Origin of the sequence: Streptomyces sp. VRA16 Mangrove soil (assembly GCF_017377775.1) — a bacterium.
In the GTDB taxonomy this organism is placed as follows: domain Bacteria; phylum Actinomycetota; class Actinomycetes; order Streptomycetales; family Streptomycetaceae; genus Streptomyces.
On sequence record NZ_JAFVLN010000004.1, the window covers coordinates 441,618 to 458,433 of the forward strand.

Annotated in this window: 17 protein-coding genes; 10 read left to right on the plus strand and 7 right to left on the minus strand. The window is 68.0% G+C overall.

Translation table 11 applies throughout. The features are described from left to right. Positions 1-6 precede the first annotated feature (6 nt). Genes J3486_RS14265 through J3486_RS14275 form a run of 3 tightly spaced genes read left to right on the plus strand, consistent with a single transcriptional unit; the run spans position 7 to position 2,473 of the window. The gene (locus tag J3486_RS14265; RefSeq protein WP_207820651.1) at positions 7-1,128 is read left to right on the plus strand and encodes an ABC transporter permease; all 1,122 of its coding nucleotides are present in this window, start codon (positions 7-9) and stop codon (positions 1,126-1,128) included. Next, complete coding sequence (locus J3486_RS14270; protein ID WP_207820652.1) at positions 1,125-1,841, plus strand: ABC transporter ATP-binding protein; 717 nt, start codon at positions 1,125-1,127, stop codon at positions 1,839-1,841. The genes J3486_RS14265 and J3486_RS14270 overlap by 4 nt, the downstream gene beginning before the upstream one ends. Before the next feature lie 29 nt (positions 1,842-1,870). After that, positions 1,871-2,473 (plus strand): TetR/AcrR family transcriptional regulator, encoded by a 603-nt coding sequence (locus tag J3486_RS14275; protein ID WP_207820653.1) that lies wholly within the window; start codon positions 1,871-1,873, stop codon positions 2,471-2,473. A 285-nt stretch (positions 2,474-2,758) separates the two neighbouring features. Here the strand turns inward: J3486_RS14275 and J3486_RS14280 are convergent. Continuing rightward, positions 2,759-3,921 (minus strand): IS3 family transposase gene (locus J3486_RS14280; RefSeq protein ID WP_207820654.1). Its coding sequence is split into 2 segments (ribosomal slippage): positions 2,759-3,634 and positions 3,637-3,921, totalling 1,161 coding nucleotides; the frame shifts between segments, so codons are not numbered across the junction. 239 nt (positions 3,922-4,160) lie between these two features. After that, positions 4,161-4,898 (minus strand): SDR family NAD(P)-dependent oxidoreductase, encoded by a 738-nt coding sequence (locus J3486_RS14285; RefSeq protein WP_207820655.1) that lies wholly within the window; start codon positions 4,896-4,898, stop codon positions 4,161-4,163. 532 nt (positions 4,899-5,430) lie between these two features. On the opposite strand from J3486_RS14285, the gene J3486_RS14290 reads away from it, so the two are divergent. The 6 genes from J3486_RS14290 to J3486_RS45180 all read left to right on the plus strand — a co-directional run bounded on the left by J3486_RS14290 (position 5,431) and on the right by J3486_RS45180 (position 10,063). Beyond that, on the plus strand, positions 5,431-5,724 hold the full coding sequence (locus tag J3486_RS14290; RefSeq protein ID WP_207820656.1) for an isochorismatase family protein: 294 nt from the start codon (positions 5,431-5,433) through the stop codon (positions 5,722-5,724). A 3-nt stretch (positions 5,725-5,727) separates the two neighbouring features. Next, complete coding sequence (locus J3486_RS14295) at positions 5,728-5,868, plus strand: hypothetical protein (RefSeq protein WP_207820657.1); 141 nt, start codon at positions 5,728-5,730, stop codon at positions 5,866-5,868. 368 nt (positions 5,869-6,236) lie between these two features. Next, on the plus strand, positions 6,237-7,151 hold the full coding sequence (locus J3486_RS14300) for an MBL fold metallo-hydrolase (RefSeq protein WP_207820658.1): 915 nt from the start codon (positions 6,237-6,239) through the stop codon (positions 7,149-7,151). Between the two features lie 1,254 nt (positions 7,152-8,405). Next, positions 8,406-9,317: an alpha/beta hydrolase gene (locus J3486_RS14305; protein WP_307804809.1), complete on the plus strand. Its 912-nt coding sequence runs from the start codon at positions 8,406-8,408 to the stop codon at positions 9,315-9,317. A gap of 95 nt (positions 9,318-9,412) precedes the next feature. Continuing rightward, positions 9,413-9,835: a transposase gene (locus J3486_RS14310; RefSeq protein WP_207820660.1), complete on the plus strand. Its 423-nt coding sequence runs from the start codon at positions 9,413-9,415 to the stop codon at positions 9,833-9,835. A gap of 66 nt (positions 9,836-9,901) precedes the next feature. Further along, positions 9,902-10,063, plus strand: a complete 162-nt coding sequence (locus tag J3486_RS45180) for a hypothetical protein (RefSeq protein WP_229377980.1) — start codon at positions 9,902-9,904, stop codon at positions 10,061-10,063. Positions 10,064-10,545: 482 nt separating this feature from the next. Here J3486_RS45180 and J3486_RS14320 read toward each other — a convergent pair whose 3' ends face one another. The 5 genes from J3486_RS14320 to J3486_RS14340 all read right to left on the minus strand — a co-directional run bounded on the left by J3486_RS14320 (position 10,546) and on the right by J3486_RS14340 (position 16,009). Further along, positions 10,546-12,096: a PTS ascorbate transporter subunit IIC gene (locus tag J3486_RS14320; protein ID WP_207820661.1), complete on the minus strand. Its 1,551-nt coding sequence runs from the start codon at positions 12,094-12,096 to the stop codon at positions 10,546-10,548. A gap of 16 nt (positions 12,097-12,112) precedes the next feature. Then, positions 12,113-12,913: a PTS sugar transporter subunit IIA gene (locus tag J3486_RS14325; RefSeq protein ID WP_207820662.1), complete on the minus strand. Its 801-nt coding sequence runs from the start codon at positions 12,911-12,913 to the stop codon at positions 12,113-12,115. A gap of 478 nt (positions 12,914-13,391) precedes the next feature. Further along, the gene (locus J3486_RS44040) at positions 13,392-13,709 is read right to left on the minus strand and encodes an IclR family transcriptional regulator C-terminal domain-containing protein (protein WP_229377981.1); all 318 of its coding nucleotides are present in this window, start codon (positions 13,707-13,709) and stop codon (positions 13,392-13,394) included. A 405-nt stretch (positions 13,710-14,114) separates the two neighbouring features. After that, a complete protein-coding gene (locus tag J3486_RS14335; RefSeq protein WP_229377982.1) occupies positions 14,115-14,621 on the minus strand; it encodes a sigma factor-like helix-turn-helix DNA-binding protein in 507 nt (168 codons plus the stop codon). Between the two features lie 500 nt (positions 14,622-15,121). Then, positions 15,122-16,009, minus strand: coding sequence for an aromatic prenyltransferase (locus J3486_RS14340; protein ID WP_207820664.1), 888 nt, complete (start codon positions 16,007-16,009; stop codon positions 15,122-15,124). 369 nt (positions 16,010-16,378) lie between these two features. On the opposite strand from J3486_RS14340, the gene J3486_RS14345 reads away from it, so the two are divergent. Then, on the plus strand, positions 16,379-16,642 hold the full coding sequence (locus J3486_RS14345; protein ID WP_207820665.1) for a DUF2630 family protein: 264 nt from the start codon (positions 16,379-16,381) through the stop codon (positions 16,640-16,642). The last annotated feature ends 174 nt before the right edge of the window (positions 16,643-16,816 follow it).

A 16,816-nucleotide genomic window follows, 5' to 3' on the forward strand; every position in this document is an offset into this window, starting at 1 on the left:
ATCCACGTGTTCCTCGCCCTGCGCGATCTGCGGTTCGCCCGCGGTCGCTTCGCTCTCATCGGTGCCGTGGTCGCGATGATCGCCGTCCTCGGTGTCATCCTGTCCGGGCTGGCATCCGGGCTGGCGGACTCCGGCGTCTCCGCCCTGCGCGGACTTCCGGCGACGCATCTGGCCTTCGACAAATCCGCCTCTGGCGAGCTGTTCTCCCGCTCCACCGTCACCAAGGACATCTGGCAGAAATGGGCCAGGCAGCCAGGCGTGCGGAAGGCCGAGCCCCTGGGAGAACAGCTGGTGCATGCCCGGCTGGCCGGCTCCGATTCCAAGCAGCTGGACCTGGCGGTCTTCGGGGTGCGGCCCAACGGCTTCCTCGCTCCGTCGCCGACCTCGGGCAAGCCGCTGTCCCAGGCGGGTTCCGACGGTGTCCTGGTCAGTCAGGACACCGTCAAGGAGGGCGTGCACGTCGGCGACCGGCTTACCGTCGGCCAGGCCGGCACCCCGGTGACCGTCGTCGGCACCATCGGCCATGCCTCCTTCGGGCATGTCGGGGCCGTCTACGCGCCGCTGCCGCTGTGGCAGAAGCTGCACTACGGCCTGCCCGGCAAGGTCCCGGCTGCCGCGGCCGGACAGGCCACTGCCGTGGCTCTGCAGCTGTCCTCCTCGGCCGACACTTCCGCGATCGACAAGCGGCTGGGCACGCAGACCGTCGACCAGGCCGGCGCGTTCGCCGCCTCGCCCGGATACACCGCCGAGTCCAGCACCATGACGCTGATCCGCGGGTTCCTGTACGCCATCTCGGCCCTGGTCGTCGGCGCGTTCTTCACGGTGTGGACCATCCAGCGCCGCCAGGAGATCGCCCTGCTCAAGGCCATGGGCGCGAGCACCGGATACATCCTGCGCGACGCCCTCACCCAGGTCACCGTCGTCCTGCTCGCCGCCACCGCCGCCGGCACCGCCGTCGGTCTGGCCCTGGGCGGGGCCATGAACGGCTCCGCGCCGTTCTCCCTCCAGACGAGCCAGATCACCCTGGCCGCCGTCCTGCTGATCGTCCTCGGCCTGGCCGGCGCCATCGTCGCGGTCCGCCGCATCACCAAGGTCCAGGCCCTCACCGCGCTCGGAGCAAGCCGATGACCCACCCCACCCACGCTCCCGCCTCGTCGGCCAGAACGGCCGCACCGGCCGCACTGCGGCTGACCAACGTCACACTCCGCCTGGGCTCGGACGAACAGCAGGTCACTGCGCTGGACCAGGTAACCCTGGACGTCCGCCCGGGAGAGTTCCTGGCGGTGACCGGCCCGTCCGGATCGGGCAAGTCGAGCCTGCTGGCGGTCGCAGGCGGCCTCCAGACCTCCACCGAGGGCACCGTCCATGTCGCCGGCGCCGACCTGACCACCCTGACCGAACGGCAGCGCACCGCCCACCGGCGGCTGCACATCGGGTACGTCTTCCAGAACGCCAACCTGCTGGCTTCCCTCACCGCCCTCGAACAGATCCTGCTCGCTGCACATCTCGCTGGGCGGCTCGACGCCGCCGCGCGCACCCGGGCCGGGGAACTGCTGGAAGCCGTCGGCATGAGCCATCGCGCCAACCGGCGCCCCCACCAGCTGTCGGGCGGCGAACGCCAACGCGTCGGCCTGGCCCGCGCACTCGTCCTGTCCCCCGAGGTCCTCCTGGTCGACGAGCCCACCTCGGCCCTCGACCGGGCCCGCGCCCGCGACGTCGCGGATCTCCTGGCCGAGCAGACCCGCCAGAACAACACCGCGACGGTCATGGTCACCCACGACATGGAGATACTGGACGCAGCCGACCGCGTCCTGGCCCTCAGGGACGGCCGGCTCACCTGACCACCTGAGTCGAAAGGCCCGACCGCACCATGCCCAAGATCAGCGCCGCCACCGTTCCTGAGCACCGAGCCCAGCAGCGGGCGGCGCTGATCCGCGCAGCCGTCGACATCCTCGCCGAGCACGGCGCCGCCGCCGTCACCCCGGCAGCGGTCGCCGCCCGCGCAGGACTAGCCCGCCCCAGCTTCTACCAGTACTTCCCCTCCAGCGCCGCCCTGCTCGCAGCCATCGTGGAGGACACCTTCACCACCGCCGACGCTGCCATGGCCGAGGCCCTGGACACGGCGAGCGAACCCCATGCCCGCATCGACGCCTTTGTCCACGCCGAACTGCACCTCGCGGCCCAGGGCCTGCACCGCCCCGCCGCCGCCCTCATGCGCGCAGACCTGCCCGCCGAGTGCCGTGACCGCGTCCACGAACTCCACCACCTCCACTACACCCCCCTGATCAACGCGATCGACGACCTGAATCCCGCCGACCCTCGCCTTACCGCGCAGTTGATCGGCGGCCTCCTCCAAGCCGCCATGGCCGCCGTCGACAACGGCACCGACCCCAACCATGTAGCCACCCGCACTCTGGCCCTCATCCAGCAGGGCTTGGGGAAGGAACCGAGCCCAGGTTCATCCGCTGCGTAAGACGCAGAGGCATCTCCTCCCGCACCCGTTCCGAACCGGACGCCGTCTCCCTCGACAACCTGTTCCGCCAGGCTCAGACGGCAGACCGCGGGCTGTGGTCCGCCGGATACGAGGGGCTGGACATCGACTCCTTCGTCGCTTCCCTCCTCTCTGCCCAGATCAGCACGGTCGCCGACGTCCGCCTGACCCCATCGGCCGCAAGCCCGGATTCAGCAAGACCCGCCTCACACACGCCCTCAGACAGAAGGGTCTGCTGCAGCTCTAGGTGACAGGTGTTAGGTATGGTCACGCGGCTTGGGTGGCCGGTGTGGTCATGACGGTTTCGAATTCGACGGGGGTCAGTCGGCCGAGTGAGGCTTGTCGGCGGCGCCGGTGGTAGGTCTTCTCGATCCAGGTCACGATCGCGATCCGCAGTTCCAGGCGGGTGGCCCACGTGCGGCGGTCGAGGACGTTCTTCTGCAGCAGGCTGAAGAACGACTCCATGGCCGCATTGTCGCCGGCCGCCCCGACCCGCCCTATCGAGCCGACCATCCGGTGGCCGTCGAGCGCCCGGACGAACTTCCGTGACCGGAATTGCGACCCTCGGTCGGTATGCAGGATGCATCCGGCGACCCCGTCACGCCGGGCAGCAGCGTTGTCCAGGGCTGCGACGGCCAGGCGGGACTTCATCCTCGCGTCGATCGAGTAGCCCACGATCCGGCGGCTGAAGACGTCCTTGATCGCGCAGAGATACAACTTGCCTTCCGCGGTGGGGTGTTCGGTGATGTCGGCGAGCCACAGTCGGTTCGGGCCGGCTGCGGTGAAGTCTCGCCGGACGAGGTCGTCGTGCACCGGCGAGCCGGCCTTCTTCGTCTGGCCACGCCTCTTGCCGAACACGCTCCACCAGCGGTTGTCCCGGCAGATCCGCCACGCGGTCCGGTCCGCCATGACCGATCCCGCGGCGCGGGCCTCGTCGGCCAGGAACCGGTAGCCGAACTCAGGATCGTCGCGATGGGCGTCGAACAACGCGTTCGCGCGGACGGCCTCCTCGAACTCGGCATCGGTCACCGGTCGTTCCAGCCAGCGGTAGTAGGGCTGGCGGGCGAGCTTCAGAACCCGGCACGCAACCGTGACGGGCACCCCGTCCACGGCCAGCTCCTTCACGAGCGGGTTGATCCTTTTCCCGGCAGATGCGCCTGCGACAGATAGGCCGCTGCCCGGCGCAGGACCTCGTTCTCCTGCTCCAGCAGCTTGATCCGCCGCCGCGCTTCCCGCAGTTCCGCACTCTCCTGGCTGGTCACTCCGGGCCTGGATCCGTCATCGATGTCCGTCCGCCGCATCCACTTCCACAGCGTCATCGCGTGGACACCGAAGTCGGCGGCCACCTGCTCGACCGTCACACCCGGACCACGGTTCCTCGCGACCCGCACAACGTCCTCACGGAACTCTTTCGGATAAGGCTTGGGCACAGCGACATCCTTCCCACCCGCCCCACAGGGCAAGCCAGTTCAGATGTCACCCGATCGTGCGGCAGACTCCCTGCGGCGAACATCGCGGCCGCTTGCAGGCGGACTCCCTCCCGAAAGGCCCGCCGCTCGGCCGTCAGGCCACCACCTTGCGGATATCGCGTGGTTCCGGCCTACCGCGACTGACTTCCTCTGTCAGCCCTTCCGACATCACGCCCACAAACTCAGTAACAGCCGGTCAGTCAGCGCGCCTGGTCCGTCGGGCGGACGAGGATCTCGTTGACGGCGACATGGTGAGGCTGGGTGACCGCGTACAGCACGGCAGCCGCGATGTCGTCGGCCCGAAGGGTGCGCATGGACTCGGCCAGCTTCTTGGCCATGGCCCTGCTGTCGGGGTTGGTGGAGTGGCTGATCAACTCGGTGGAAACGAAGCCGGGCTCGATCACGACGACGCGCACGCCCTGCTCCGTGACCTCCTGACGCAGCGCTTCCGAGAACGCGGTGATGCCGAACTTGGTCGCCGAGTAGGCACCGGTACCGGCCGACGACGTGCGCCCGGACGTGGAGGATATCTGCACGACAGTGCCCTTCGACTCCAGCAGGTGGGGCAGTGAGGCATGGACTGTGTACATCGAGCCGAGCAGGTTGGTCTCGATCATGCGGGTCCACTGCGTCGTGTCCGCGCCCAGGACCAGGCCGTTCAGCATGAGGCCCGCGTTGTTCACCACGACGTCCAGGGCGCCGAAACGGTCCACGGTCGCCTCGACGGCGTCTCGTACGGATTGGGGGTCGGTGACGTCCATGTCGAGGGCCAGCATCTCGCCGGGCGCTTCCTCAACCAGGCCGGCGATGCGGCCGACCCGGCGGCCGCCGACGGCAACCTTGGCTCCGGCCTCGGACAGGGCGAGCGCGGTCGCGCGGCCGATGCCGGAGGAAGCGCCTGTGACGAGGGCGACCTTGGTGTCGAGGCTGGTACGCATATCTTCTCCGAAAGGGGTGTGCCATGTGGCGACAGGCCACGTGCTTGATGATGAGCCGCCCGCCGTGTGACATCGCTGTCCCTGCGGGCTGCAGGCGTTCACGAGTCGTCCCCGCTCTCCTGGGCGCCCGTCCGGCACGCACGGCAGTGATGACAGAGGGGGCCGTAACACCGGCCCGCCAGTCCGAGGGAACGCTTCACGCTCTTATTCAGTGAGACCGGAGACTGTTCGGCCGTGTGACCGGACGTGAGATCTTTTAACCCACAATTACCCGCGGAGGAGGAGCCTGAAGGCGGGCACGGGCCGGGCCAGTCGTCGACGGCTGGTCCCGCCGCAACGGTACGTTCGCACAGTCCACGGCATCGAGCGTGCTGCTCGCGCAGGCGTGGTCGTCGCCGGCGAAGTGGACGTGGTCGAAGCCCATGCCACTGCGCGGTGACGTGGTCGCAGGCGGCGCCTGGGCGGCGATCATGATCCAGGCGTTCCGCTCGCACTCGGTGTACCGATATTCAACGCCGAGACCGGGCACCCGGTGGAAGCGCCCGGCCGGCATTCACCAGGTGACGTTCGAGAACCGCATGTTCGAGGGGGTAGCTGGGGCGCGGAGTTCCAGCCGAACCTCTCTCCCGCCCAGGGCGAGATTGTCATCGGGCCGCACAAGAACATCGACGTCCTGGCCGCGACCGACCTCGACGTGCAGCTTCGTCAGCAGGGAGTGGAATCCATCGCCATCGCCATCGCCATCGCCATCGCCATCGCCATCGCCGGGATGATCGGCACCATGTGCCTCGAGTCCACCGCCCGCAGCTGCATAGAACGCGGTTAACGCGTGACCGTGTTCACCGACGCCACCGCCTCGGACTCGGGACCCGAGGCATACGACGCGATGATCAAACGCTATCCGGCCGTCTCGCACGCCGTGTACGACGTCGATACGTACCTCAAGGCGATCCGCGCGGCTCTCACCTGAGCCGCCGGCGCCCTCGCGGCCGGATCGGTTCCGGGGCGTATCTCGACCTGCGTGAGGGGCGTGGCCCGACGAGACGACAGATCGCCGAGCCGGAGCTGCTGCAACGGCAGGTCGGCCCTTATCCGCGAGGTCGGACGGCGGCGGCCGGTCCCGTATCTCGCCCGAAGGCCGCAGCGGTGTCTGACATCCCGCTCATGACACGTACGTGATCATGTTGTGGGGTCGCTGCGGCGAGTTTCACACGAACGTGTGAGTCATGTGATGGGCCGTCACAAGCGTTGGTCGTGGCTTGTCATGGCGAGAGTAGGACGGAGTGACCTCGTCACTTCGTCGATGACTTCTGTCGACGCTCTCCAGAGGACGACCACATGAACCAGATCAACGTCGCGCACTCCGACGCACCGATGAGGGACGAGGCAGTTCCCTCGCGCTACGCGCTGAAGGTCGGCGACATCGCTGTCACAGTGATCAGCGACGGAGTGCTGGCAATCGACCCCGCGACGCTGGCCACCAACGCCGACAGGGCCGAGCTGTCGGCTTGGCTCCGTGACAACTTCCTGCCGCCGGAGGTGATCGACTACCCGCTGAACGTGTCCGTGGTAAGCAGTGGGGACCGGACCATCCTCATCGACTCCGGGCTGGGTACGGAGTTCCCGGGCTTCCCCCGGGCCGGGCAGTTGGCCATGAGGCTGGACGCCGCCGGGATCGATCCCGCGTCCGTGACCGACGTGGTGCTCACCCACTTGCACATGGATCACATCGGGGGGCTGCTCGTCGAAGGCCTGCGCGGCCGACTGCGCAAGGACCTCCGGGTTCACCTGGCCACCGCCGAAGCCGAGTTCTGGCAGGCGCCCGACTTCTCCCGGACCGCCATGCCGGCGCCGGTGCCCGAGACGCTCATCACGACCGCCGCGCGGTTCCTGGATGTCTACCGCGGTCAGTTGCGCACCTTCGAGACCGAGTTCGAGGTGGCGCCCGGCGTACTCATCGAGCGCACCGGGGGGCACACTCCCGGTCACTGCATCGTCCGTCTGGAGTCGGGTGGAGAGCGGCTGACGTTCGCAGGTGACGCTGTGTTCCAGTGCGGGTTCGACCAGCCCGGCTGGTACAACGGGTTCGAACACGACCCCGAGGAATCGGCTCGGGTGCGGATTCGGCTGCTGAAGGAGATGGCGGCGAGCGGTGAGCACCTGATGGCCAGCCACCTGCCGTTCCCATCCGTCTGCCACGTGGCCACGGCCGGCAACGCCTTCCGTTTCGTGCCGACGGTCTGGGACTTCTGAGTCCCGGCATCGCTGCCGGTTCAGCCTGAGGGGCCTGGGCGTGGCGGATGCGGGCAGGCTGCGGTGCTCGCCGCAGCCTGCCCGCGCAGCTCGGACCACGTTCCGATCATCGAGGCGCGTCGGCCGGTCGGACGTCGATGATCCGGTGCGGGTGAACACAGAACGGTGACCGACCCGGCAATCCGGCACCGCCCACTCCGGGAGGGTAAGTCGGGTACCGCGTCGCCGCAGGTGTTCGCGGCAGGGCCGTTGCTGTACGCGCTTGCCGCCGTGACACTGTCTGGCTGCGTGCGCGGCCGGCCCCGGCCGGACTCCACAACGCGGCACTCCCCACACCGGCTTGAACCAGGTGATTTCGGTTGCCGCTCCGCCATGACTGAATCGAGAGCCTATGCCCCATCACGCCCGACTGCTCTGAACTCTGTGTATTCCGAAGGAATATCTTCCGACATGGGGCAACATTTCCCATAGGAGCGCAGCCGGGCACTTCATTCCTGACGTTCAGGTGCTACTGCCCCCGTTCACCCGCGTATTCAGGCGGTGGGGACTCCTGTAATCGGGTACCGCACAGTGCCTGCCCGGTACGCGCCGCGCGGAACCATGGCATCGGGTACCCCTTCCAGATCCACAGTCACAACCTCGAACGCCACGTCGAGTGCTTCGCGCTGGGAGGGCGGAGAGGTGATCGGCGTCGTCGAGCTAGGGGCCGCAGAGCTGGTGAAGTCCGAACGGCAGCTCCATCTCGGCGTCGCTACCCGGGCACGAACCGTGCGGCAGCCCTGCGCGTGGGCCGCCAGGTGGTCGAGGCCTGCAGTCTTGCCGATGCCGATCTCTCCCCGCACCACAAGGGCGGCACTGCGGCGGTCCCTCACGTGCGCCGTGCGGATGCGGGATAGGGGGCAAACGGTCGAGCGAGGTCTCCGAACGCCCGGTGGTGGTCGCGGCGGCGAAAGCGCGTCTCCTCTGCGGAGGGATCGGAGCAGAAGCCCTACGACGACCGTCGTCTCCGACGGCGTCCGCGACGTGCTTCGTCATCATGCTGGCCACAACCGTGATCGTCGGAGTACCAGGGCTCGATGGCCCTCCCCCTTCCTGGCGCCGTCCCCCTGTCACACTTCCGACGGGTATGCGGTCTGTGATCCGTAACCTCGCCGTTCCCGAGAACTGTGCGGCGAGGTTTCCACCCTGTCCCCCTGACGCGGAGCACAGAGGATCACCATGCAAGAACACCAGCCACTGACCCCCCTCCGGCGCGTGCGGACGGACGTCCTGGACGTCGCCTACCACGAGGCGGGCCCCGAGGGCGGTGACACCGTGCTGCTCCTGCACGGCTTCCCCTACGACATCCACAGCTACGTGGACGTGGCCCCGCTGCTGGCGGGACACGGTTTCCACGTCGTGGTTCCCTACCTGCGGGGCCACGGCCCCACGGCCTTCCTGTCGCCGTCGGCTCCCCGCTCCGGACAACAGGCAGCGCTCGGTGCCGACGTCCTCGCGCTCATGGACGCATTGGGCGTCGAACGGGCCTACCTCGCGGGCTACGACTGGGGAGGGCGTGCCGCGTGCGTCACCGCGGCCCTGTGGCCCGAGCGCGTCCTCGGCCTGGTCTCGGTGAACGGCTATCTCATTCAGGACATCGGCGCCGCGAAGCGGCCCCTCCCGCCCGAACGCGAGGCGGGCTTCTGGTACTTCTACTACTTCCTCACCGAACGGGGCCGTGCTGGTCTGGCCGCCGACCCCCGGGAGGTCGCTCGGGTAATCTGGGAACGCAACTCCCCCGAGTGGGCCTTCCGTGAGCGCGACCTGGATCGGACCGCGAGAGCCTTCGCCAACCCCGACTACACCGACGTCGTGGTCCACTCCTACCGGCACCGACTGGGCTTCGCCCCCGGCGCCGACGCGTACGCGAAGCTCGAAGCACGTCTCGCCGGTCTCCCGCCGGTTCCCGTGCCGACGGTCACGCTCGACGGCTTGGCCGACGGCAACTTCCCGGCTACGGACAGCTCCGCGATGGCCCGGCACTTCACCGGGCCCCGCCTGCACCGCAAGGTGGCCGGCGCCGGTCACAACCTCCCACAGGAACGTCCCGAGGCGTTCGCGACGGCCGTCTGCGACGTGCGCGTACTGCGGCAGGAGAGCACCGGTCCGGACCGGACCGGTGGGTGAGGCCAGCACCCGCATACCCAGCGAGTGTCGCCCCCGGTGGCAAGGGTCTTCGAGATCGTCGGATCACTCCCAGACGGGCGATCAGGGGGTGCAGGGTGGCGCGGCCGAAGCCGTGGGAGGTCGACGACAAGCTGTGGACTGTGTTCGAACCGCTGCTTCCCAGGGTCGATCGCCGGATCCGGCATCCCGGGCGCAAGCGCCATCCTGACCTGCTGGTGTTCCAGGGCATCCTGTTCGTGCTGTACACCGGGATCTCCTGCGAACACCTGCCGCAGGAACTCGGCTTCGGTTTTGGCATGACTTGCTGGCGCCGCCTAGCCGAGTGGACCGAGGCCGGGCTGTGGCCCCGGCTGCACGAGACCCTCCTCGCCGGACTTCGCAGCCCGGCCGCCCTGGACTTCTCCGGGGCCGGCCGTCGACGCTCGCACACATCGAGCAAAGCGCGTTCGATCAGCAGTTCGCCGCTGACGTCCCCGCAGATACCACCGCGGTCATGGCGGCCATCCAGCGTCCCGTGACCGATGCCGCGCTCGGGGAGGGCGCCTGGGCCGCGGCGTGGAAGGACAATCCCCTCGTGGGCTCTCGTGGCCACCGAGGGCCGCAACATCCCGGCGCAGACCCAGGTCTTCATGGCCGAACGTGCCAAAGCCGCGGTCATAAGCCTTACCTGCTCGCACGCCGTCAGCGTCTCGCATCCCGGCGACGTCGCGCGCCTCATCAACAAGGCGGCACAGGCCACCGCCTGAATGTTCGACACCCACGCAGAGCACCTTCGGCCGGTCGGCCGGGAGAGCCCCCGGCCGCCCGACGGGCGAAACGGCGAGCGAGGCGGCTACTCGGCGACGTTCACCCCTCCGCTCGTCTGAGGCGCCGCTTGCGGACCGAAAGGCGCCCGATACGGCATACCTCGTCGCGTTCCTCGACGGCCGACCGCTGACACGCGGCTGGCCGTCCCGCGTTCCCGGAGTCGACAGGACCGGCTGTCCACCGAGTCCCACCCGCCACCTCCGCATCCTGTCGCCGCCGTCGGCATGTCCCCAGCCCGGATCACCAACGCCGGCTACCACATGTACAGGAGGGCCGGGGCAGACGTCACGGCGACTGCCCCGGCCCTCCGGTACAACGCACCGTTCCCCGTCTCTGGCTCGTACGACCGACGCCTCGCCGGCACCGGCGTCACTTCGACCGGCCACGGCGCGCCGTCCACGGGCCGCCCGCCAACTACCGCTCAGGGAGCGGGCGGTGGTGTGGGAACGCCGCGCGGTGGGGCGATCTTCGCATACGTCGTCGTCCCCGCAGCCTGTGCGGGAACGACGACGGCCGCGTCCGCGGGGGCCGCGGTGATGCCACCGCCCGGGATCCAACCACGGTCGACGACCTTCGTCTGCATGATCCAGGCACCGGCCAGGATGAGCAGACCGAAGGTCAGCATGCCGATCAGCCCCACGGTTCCGTCGAGCTTGCCGATACTACCGAGCACGGCACCGAACCAGCCGAAGTCGGCGTCGCCGAAGGTCGTGTTCGCCTCTCCGAACGAGCCGAGCGCCTTGAGCAGAGTCGCTGGCAGGAACGTGATCAGCAGACCGTTGACGAAGGAGCCCACCGCGGCGCCGCGGCGTCCGCCGGTGGCGTTGCCGTAGACACCGGCCGCACCGCCAGTGAAGAAGTGCGGAACGAGCCCGGGCAGCACCAGGGCCAGTCCGAAGGCGGGGTTGAACACCCAGATGAGAGCCGCCAGGCCTGTCAGGCCGCCCAGGAAGCTGAAGATGAACCCGATCAGTACGGCGTTCTGCGCGTACGGGAAGACGATCGGGGCGTCCAGGGCCGGCTTGGCACCGGGCACCACACGCCTGGCGATGCCCTGGAAGGCGGGCACCAGTTCACCGAGGATGGTGCGGACGCCGAAGAGGATGACCGCGACGCCGATACCGAACTGGAGGCCCTGCATCACCGACTGCATGATGTAGTTGCCCACGTTGGCCGCTGGGTCACCGCCGCTGCCGGAGAACGCTTTGAACGCCGCGTCCTGGCCGACCTTGGCCAGGAACAGCAGGGACATCACCAGGTAGATGAGGACCATGGACAGAGCGGTGGCGACCATGGAGTCACGCAGGAAGCGCAGCCCCTCGGGCAGCTTCATCTCCTCCGTGCTGCGGCTGTTCTTGCCCACGAGTTGCCCCGTGGCGCCGGACACGATGTAGCCGGCGGTGCCGAAGTGGCCGATGGCCAACGTGTCGTTGCCGGTGACCTTCTTCGTCCAGGGGTGCGCGAAGGCAGGGAGGGCGACCAGCAGGATGCCCAGAAGCGCGCCGCCGCCGAGCACCACCGCGACCGAGCCCTGCCCGGCGGTGGCCATGACGATGGTCAGCAGGGTCGCCATGAACAGCATGTGGTGGCCGGTGAGAAACACGTAGCGCAGCGGCGTGAACCGGGCCAGGGCCAGACTCACCAGGAACCCGAGGATCATCAGCCAGGCGACGCGGGCACCGAACTCGCTCTGCGCGATGCCGACGATGGCCTCGTTGGTCGGAATCACGCCGTGGGTGCCGGTGGTGCCCTGGATCATCCGGCCCAGCGGATCCAGGGACGAGCTGACGAGGCTCGCGCCCGCCCCGACCAGCAGCAGGCCCAGGGTGGCCTTGATGGCGCCGCCGACCGTCTGCCCGACTGACCTCTTCAGGGCTGCCAGGCCCACCGCGGTGATGATGCCGATCAGGTAGGCGGGCTGGCTGAGTATCTCGTTGACGAGAAACTTCGCAATGTCTATGACCCAGTCCATGACAGGTTCTCTCTCGTCACACGTCGTAGGTGTCGCGCAGGACCGCGTCGACCTCGGTGGTGCTGCTGAAGTCCCGGACGACCTTCACGGGGATGCCGACGTCACCCAGCGTTCTGGCTATCTCCTGAGAGGTGAGGATGGCGACGGCTTCCGACGCCTTCCCCTTGGCGGAGATGGTGTCGGTGGCCTCCACCGACACCTGACGGGACCAGCCCCAGCGGTCGAGGACCTGCTCCAGGGTGTTCTTCAGGAACAGACTGGTCCCCACACCGTTGCCGCAGACGGTGAGGATCTTCTGCTCCGACAAAGCCGGAGCAGCGTCCTTGGCCGAGACGGCCGATGAGCCGCCCTGGCCGTCGGCGCCGGTTGGCTCGCCCTCGAGCACCCGCAGAACTTGCTGGGGGCTCGTCGCCTGCTGCAGGGCGCGGACGTTGTCGCCGTCGGCGAGTACCTTCGCCAGCTCCGCCAGCGCCGCCGTGTGTGCCTTCGAGTCGACGGCGGCGAGCGCCACGACGAGGTGCACCGGATCATTGGTCTCGTGACCGAAGGCGACGGGAGCGGCCAGCCTCAACCAGGACATGCCGGTCTTCAACACCGCCTCGGAGGGGCGGGTGTGGGCCAGGGCGAACCCCGGGGCGATGACGATGTACGGGCCGTTCTCCTCAACGTTGTGCACCATCGCCTCGGTGTATTCGGCCGTACTGATGCCCTCGTCGACCAGTACCTGCCCGGACGCGCGAACGGCGGACCTCCAGTCCTCCGCTTCTACGTCGAGCCGGATGCCGTCAACCGACAGAAGGCCGGTGAGTGCGCTCATGACAGTGGAACCTCCTTCGTGGGGCGTAAGTCGGCCGGTTCCGTCTCACGACTGTTCCGCCGTTACACCCCTACTTGACCGTCCGTGCCCTGATACGTGACGCCGGTGCACTGTGAGGTGCGTCTCGCCATCAGGAACAGGGAAACGGTCGCCGAGCAGAAGTGGACGCACCGTCGAGATATCCAATGATCTCGACGGTGATTCGATCAGGCAGCCATCGCTCCCGCGATGGTCAAGCGTGGGTCGAAGGACCGGCTCAGATAGACGATCAGAAGCAGGCAGCCCAGCAGGAGCAGGCGAGCAGGCTGAGGACCGCCTCGGCGACGCCTCTCCCACCGTGTCGGCCAGAAACTCGCCGACGCCGTTCACCGCCCTGCGGACCCCTACGTGAACCTCCGCCGCCGGAGTGGCCCGGATCGGCGGCCTCATCCTGACCAGAACGCCGGAGCCAGGTGGCGGGGCGGTGAGACTGCTCCGCTCATCCGTCGTACGACGCGACGCCCTTGATGAGTGCGGCTGCTGCGGCCACCCGCTCGGGTGTGGCCCGGGACTTGAGCAGGGACGAGCTGGCGGCGAAGGGCCTACCGTCCGCCGGCAGGCCCGGCACGGCGGCCGCGACACAGACGATGCCCTCGGCGGTCTCCTGGTCGTTGACGGCGTGCCCGGCCGAGCGCGTTTCGCGCACGTCGGCGAGCAGCGTGTCGAGGCTCGTGATCGACCAGGATGTGCGGACCTGGAACGGCTGGCGGTGCGCCAGCCGTTCACGTATGGCGGCGTCGTCCAGGTCGGCCAGCATGGCCTTGCCAACTCCGTGCAGGTGACCGGAAGCCTCGCGCCCGCCCTGCTGGTGAGGCGAATCAGGACGGTGCACTCATGGACGGCCGGGTAGACGACGTCCGTGCCGTCCAAGGTGGCCAGTTGGAGCGTCTCCTCCCGGTCGCCCGGGCGGCTCGCCTGCTCCAGGAAGACTTGTATCGGGTCGAGGCGTCCAAATAAGACGGTGCGAGCCGCAGCAGGCCCGGGCCCAAGGCGAAGCCGTTGTCCACGGGCCGGTCCAGTCCGCGTTCGTGCAGGGCCGCGCAGACGTTGGCGGTCTTCACGAGCGCCGGCTGCTTGCCCGTGGCGATGTCACCCTGGAAGACGTCGGCACAGAGCCGGCGAGAGGCACGACGTCACGGACGGTCGGCGGGCGTCGGCCCGGTCAGACGGCCTCGTAATCCTCGGCACCGTCGTCCTCACGCGTCTCATCGGCAGTGTCGTCGCGGCCTTGCCGGACTGTGACGCCGTCCGCCACGCGGCCCGTGGCGAGGTGCCGTCGCGCTCGGTGCACCAGGTGCCGGGCTCGGGCCCCGTCGATGCCGAGCACGGCGGCGACCTCGGAATAGGGGGAGGCCAGCGTCTCCCGCAGCACGAAGGCCGCCCGTTCCGCGATGTCCAGCTGCTCGAGCATGAGGAGCACGTCGAACTCGACCGGCTCCGTGCTCGCGGTGGCGGTCCCGTCGTTGTCCGTGTCCAGGGGCTCGGGAAGCCAGGGGCCGATGTAGGACGCGCGCCGCAGCCTGGCGGAGTGCGCGGCACGGATCGACAATCGAGTCGCGGCCGTGGTCAGGTACACCTGTGGATCAGCCACCACCGCGCGCTCGGTCGTCTGCCAGTGCCGCCGGACGTCCCGCACGACGTCTTCTGCCTGCGTGGCGCTGCCGAGCATGCCGTACGCGATCCTGAACAGCCGTGGCCCTTGCCGGGCGAAGACGTCGTCCGCCCGACCGGGTGGTCCGGTGGGTGGTTCACGGTCCGACAGCGAGGGTTGCGCACGTCCCCGTCCGTCCCGACTGTCGTGTTTCCCAACCCTCTTGGCGCCCATCACTCCACGTTTCCTTCCCGAGACGAGTAGCCGTACAAGGGCCTCGTTCAGACGTCGTGGTGCTTCATGGTCCGAACCTACGCCGCCACCGAAGGCGATCAGGACCACTGAGCGGATCGGCAGTCATTCCACAGTCATTCTCTGGTGAAGTACCCGGGAATGGATGGACCTCGGCTCCGTCGCCCTGTCACAGGCGGCGCTCCTGCCCGGTCATTGGTTACGAAAAGACAGCTCGGTCGCGGCGCCGGGGAACCTAATGTTCGGCATTGCGCTCACCTACGGGCACGGCCCCCGGAACGTTGCTCCCGGGGGCCGTGCATGTGATGGATGCGTTCGAGGGGCGATCAGCGGTTCCAGTAGCCAAAGACCCGGGATGCGGCATCACCGGTGTAGTCCGCCTCCATCTTCAAGTAGTCGCCACCGGCACTGAAGGTCGGGTTGAAGATCAGTTCCCTCCGCTCAGCCTGCACCGGAGCCTCGGTGGCGAAGCGGGCGGCGAGCGGATGGAGGTGGGCGGGGAACTCCCCCTCCCTCGACGGAACTGCGAAGCAGAGCCTGCGGGCCCGCGACGAGTTCCAGTCGAACGTGTAGTAGACGTTGATCGCTCCCCGGCAGCGCTCGATCTCCTCGTTGTCCGGCAGGAGGGAGCCCATGTCCCGGATCATCCCGGCCAATTCTTCCTGGTCGAAATAGCCGGGACTGACCATCTCGGAGTAGAGGTTCGTCGTGTTGTTGCGGAAATCGAACCCCATGATCGCGAATCTGTCGATACGAGCCCCGTCGAAACGTTCACGATGGCCACGTAGGGAAGGTGGCACGTTCTGCAGCGAAGCGATGTCGTTGAATTTCAGGGGCTGCTCGAAGAACGCCCAGACCTTCTGTACGCCGTTTCCCACGGACGCGTCCAGGCCCCACCACAGGGGGATCCTGTCGGTGACCTCCGCGAGCAGCGACATGACGGCAGGATCGGCGTCGGGAAGAAGTCCGTGTGCCCGGGCGATCCCGACCGGATCATGGGGCGAATCCGGGTACATGTAACGGAAGTTCACACTACGGATGGCGGCTTCGTGTGTCGTCGTGCGGACCGTGATGGTTCCCGTAGCGAACTGCTCCGCGAAAACGTCAACCACCTGCTCGACGACTCGGTTGTCGAAGTTGACCTCGGCAAGCTCCGCGTACGTCTCGAGGTCGGAAAGGAACCGAGCCAGATCCGTCGTTTTACCAGTAGGCATTGCTCTCCTGCTTCTTCCGGATCACATAGGGGTGCTCGTGCACATGACTCGCCCGTGGTCCGTAAACGCAAGGGTCACGCGTCCGGGGCGCCTTGCTATCCACCAGTCCGACACTGTGTGACTTCAACCTCATCCGGGCCACTCGGCCACCACACCGTACTGGACTTCATCACACTGTCTGAGCCGGCCGTCGAGCTCAAGACGAGAAGAACGTCATGCGACGCTCTGTACCGTCCGTGGCCGGTCTCCCCCGGTGGGAGCAGTCACATCGCTGATGCAGGGACACGCCCACCGGAATGACAGTGAAGAGTGCGGCCGACTGACCCGTCGACCGCACCGACAGCGGCAACCCATCATCCAGGGAGAATCATGACCGGCTCCGAAGCCGCCGCCGAGGGACTGATCCTCGGTCGCATCAACGAAATGATCCGTCAGGAGGAGGACCTGCGAGAACAGCTTGCCGAGCGCGTGATCGACGAGTCGACCGAGCACGCCCGTCTGGCCCGTCTGGAGGTCGAACTGGACCGGTGCTGGGACCTGCTCCGGCAACGAAAGGCACGCGTCGCCGCAGGTCAGAATCCCGACACGGCGCATATTCGGACCGCCTCCGAGGTTGAGGACTACCTCTCCTGAGGCGGAGCCGACTGTCGCGCGGCTGTCAGGGGGGAGGTGCTCAACGGTGTCCTGCGGTCGGTGAGCAGTGAAAGGCTCCGTGTGACAGAGGGCGGAACTTCGGACGGCGGCCCGCCACGATCGCGCGACATTCGGGTGACAGTGTCGAGCCGGTCCGAGGAGTGGGCCGCCGCT

What these genes read in the sequence shown, in the direction of transcription:
- J3486_RS14270 (WP_207820652.1), top strand. Translation starts at nt 1,125, where the DNA reads ATGACCCACCCCACCCACGCTCCCGCCTCGTCGGCCAGAACGGCCGCA.
- J3486_RS14275 (WP_207820653.1), top strand. Translation starts at nt 1,871, where the DNA reads ATGCCCAAGATCAGCGCCGCCACCGTTCCTGAGCACCGAGCCCAGCAG.
- J3486_RS14285 (WP_207820655.1), bottom strand. Translation starts at nt 4,898, where the DNA reads ATGCGTACCAGCCTCGACACCAAGGTCGCCCTCGTCACAGGCGCTTCC.
- J3486_RS14300 (WP_207820658.1), top strand. Translation starts at nt 6,237, where the DNA reads ATGAACCAGATCAACGTCGCGCACTCCGACGCACCGATGAGGGACGAG.
- J3486_RS14320 (WP_207820661.1), bottom strand. Translation starts at nt 12,096, where the DNA reads ATGGACTGGGTCATAGACATTGCGAAGTTTCTCGTCAACGAGATACTC.
- J3486_RS14325 (WP_207820662.1), bottom strand. Translation starts at nt 12,913, where the DNA reads ATGAGCGCACTCACCGGCCTTCTGTCGGTTGACGGCATCCGGCTCGAC.
- J3486_RS44040 (WP_229377981.1), bottom strand. Translation starts at nt 13,709, where the DNA reads ATGCTGGCCGACCTGGACGACGCCGCCATACGTGAACGGCTGGCGCAC.
- J3486_RS14335 (WP_229377982.1), bottom strand. Translation starts at nt 14,621, where the DNA reads ATGCTCGGCAGCGCCACGCAGGCAGAAGACGTCGTGCGGGACGTCCGG.
- J3486_RS14340 (WP_207820664.1), bottom strand. Translation starts at nt 16,009, where the DNA reads ATGCCTACTGGTAAAACGACGGATCTGGCTCGGTTCCTTTCCGACCTC.
- J3486_RS14345 (WP_207820665.1), top strand. Translation starts at nt 16,379, where the DNA reads ATGACCGGCTCCGAAGCCGCCGCCGAGGGACTGATCCTCGGTCGCATC.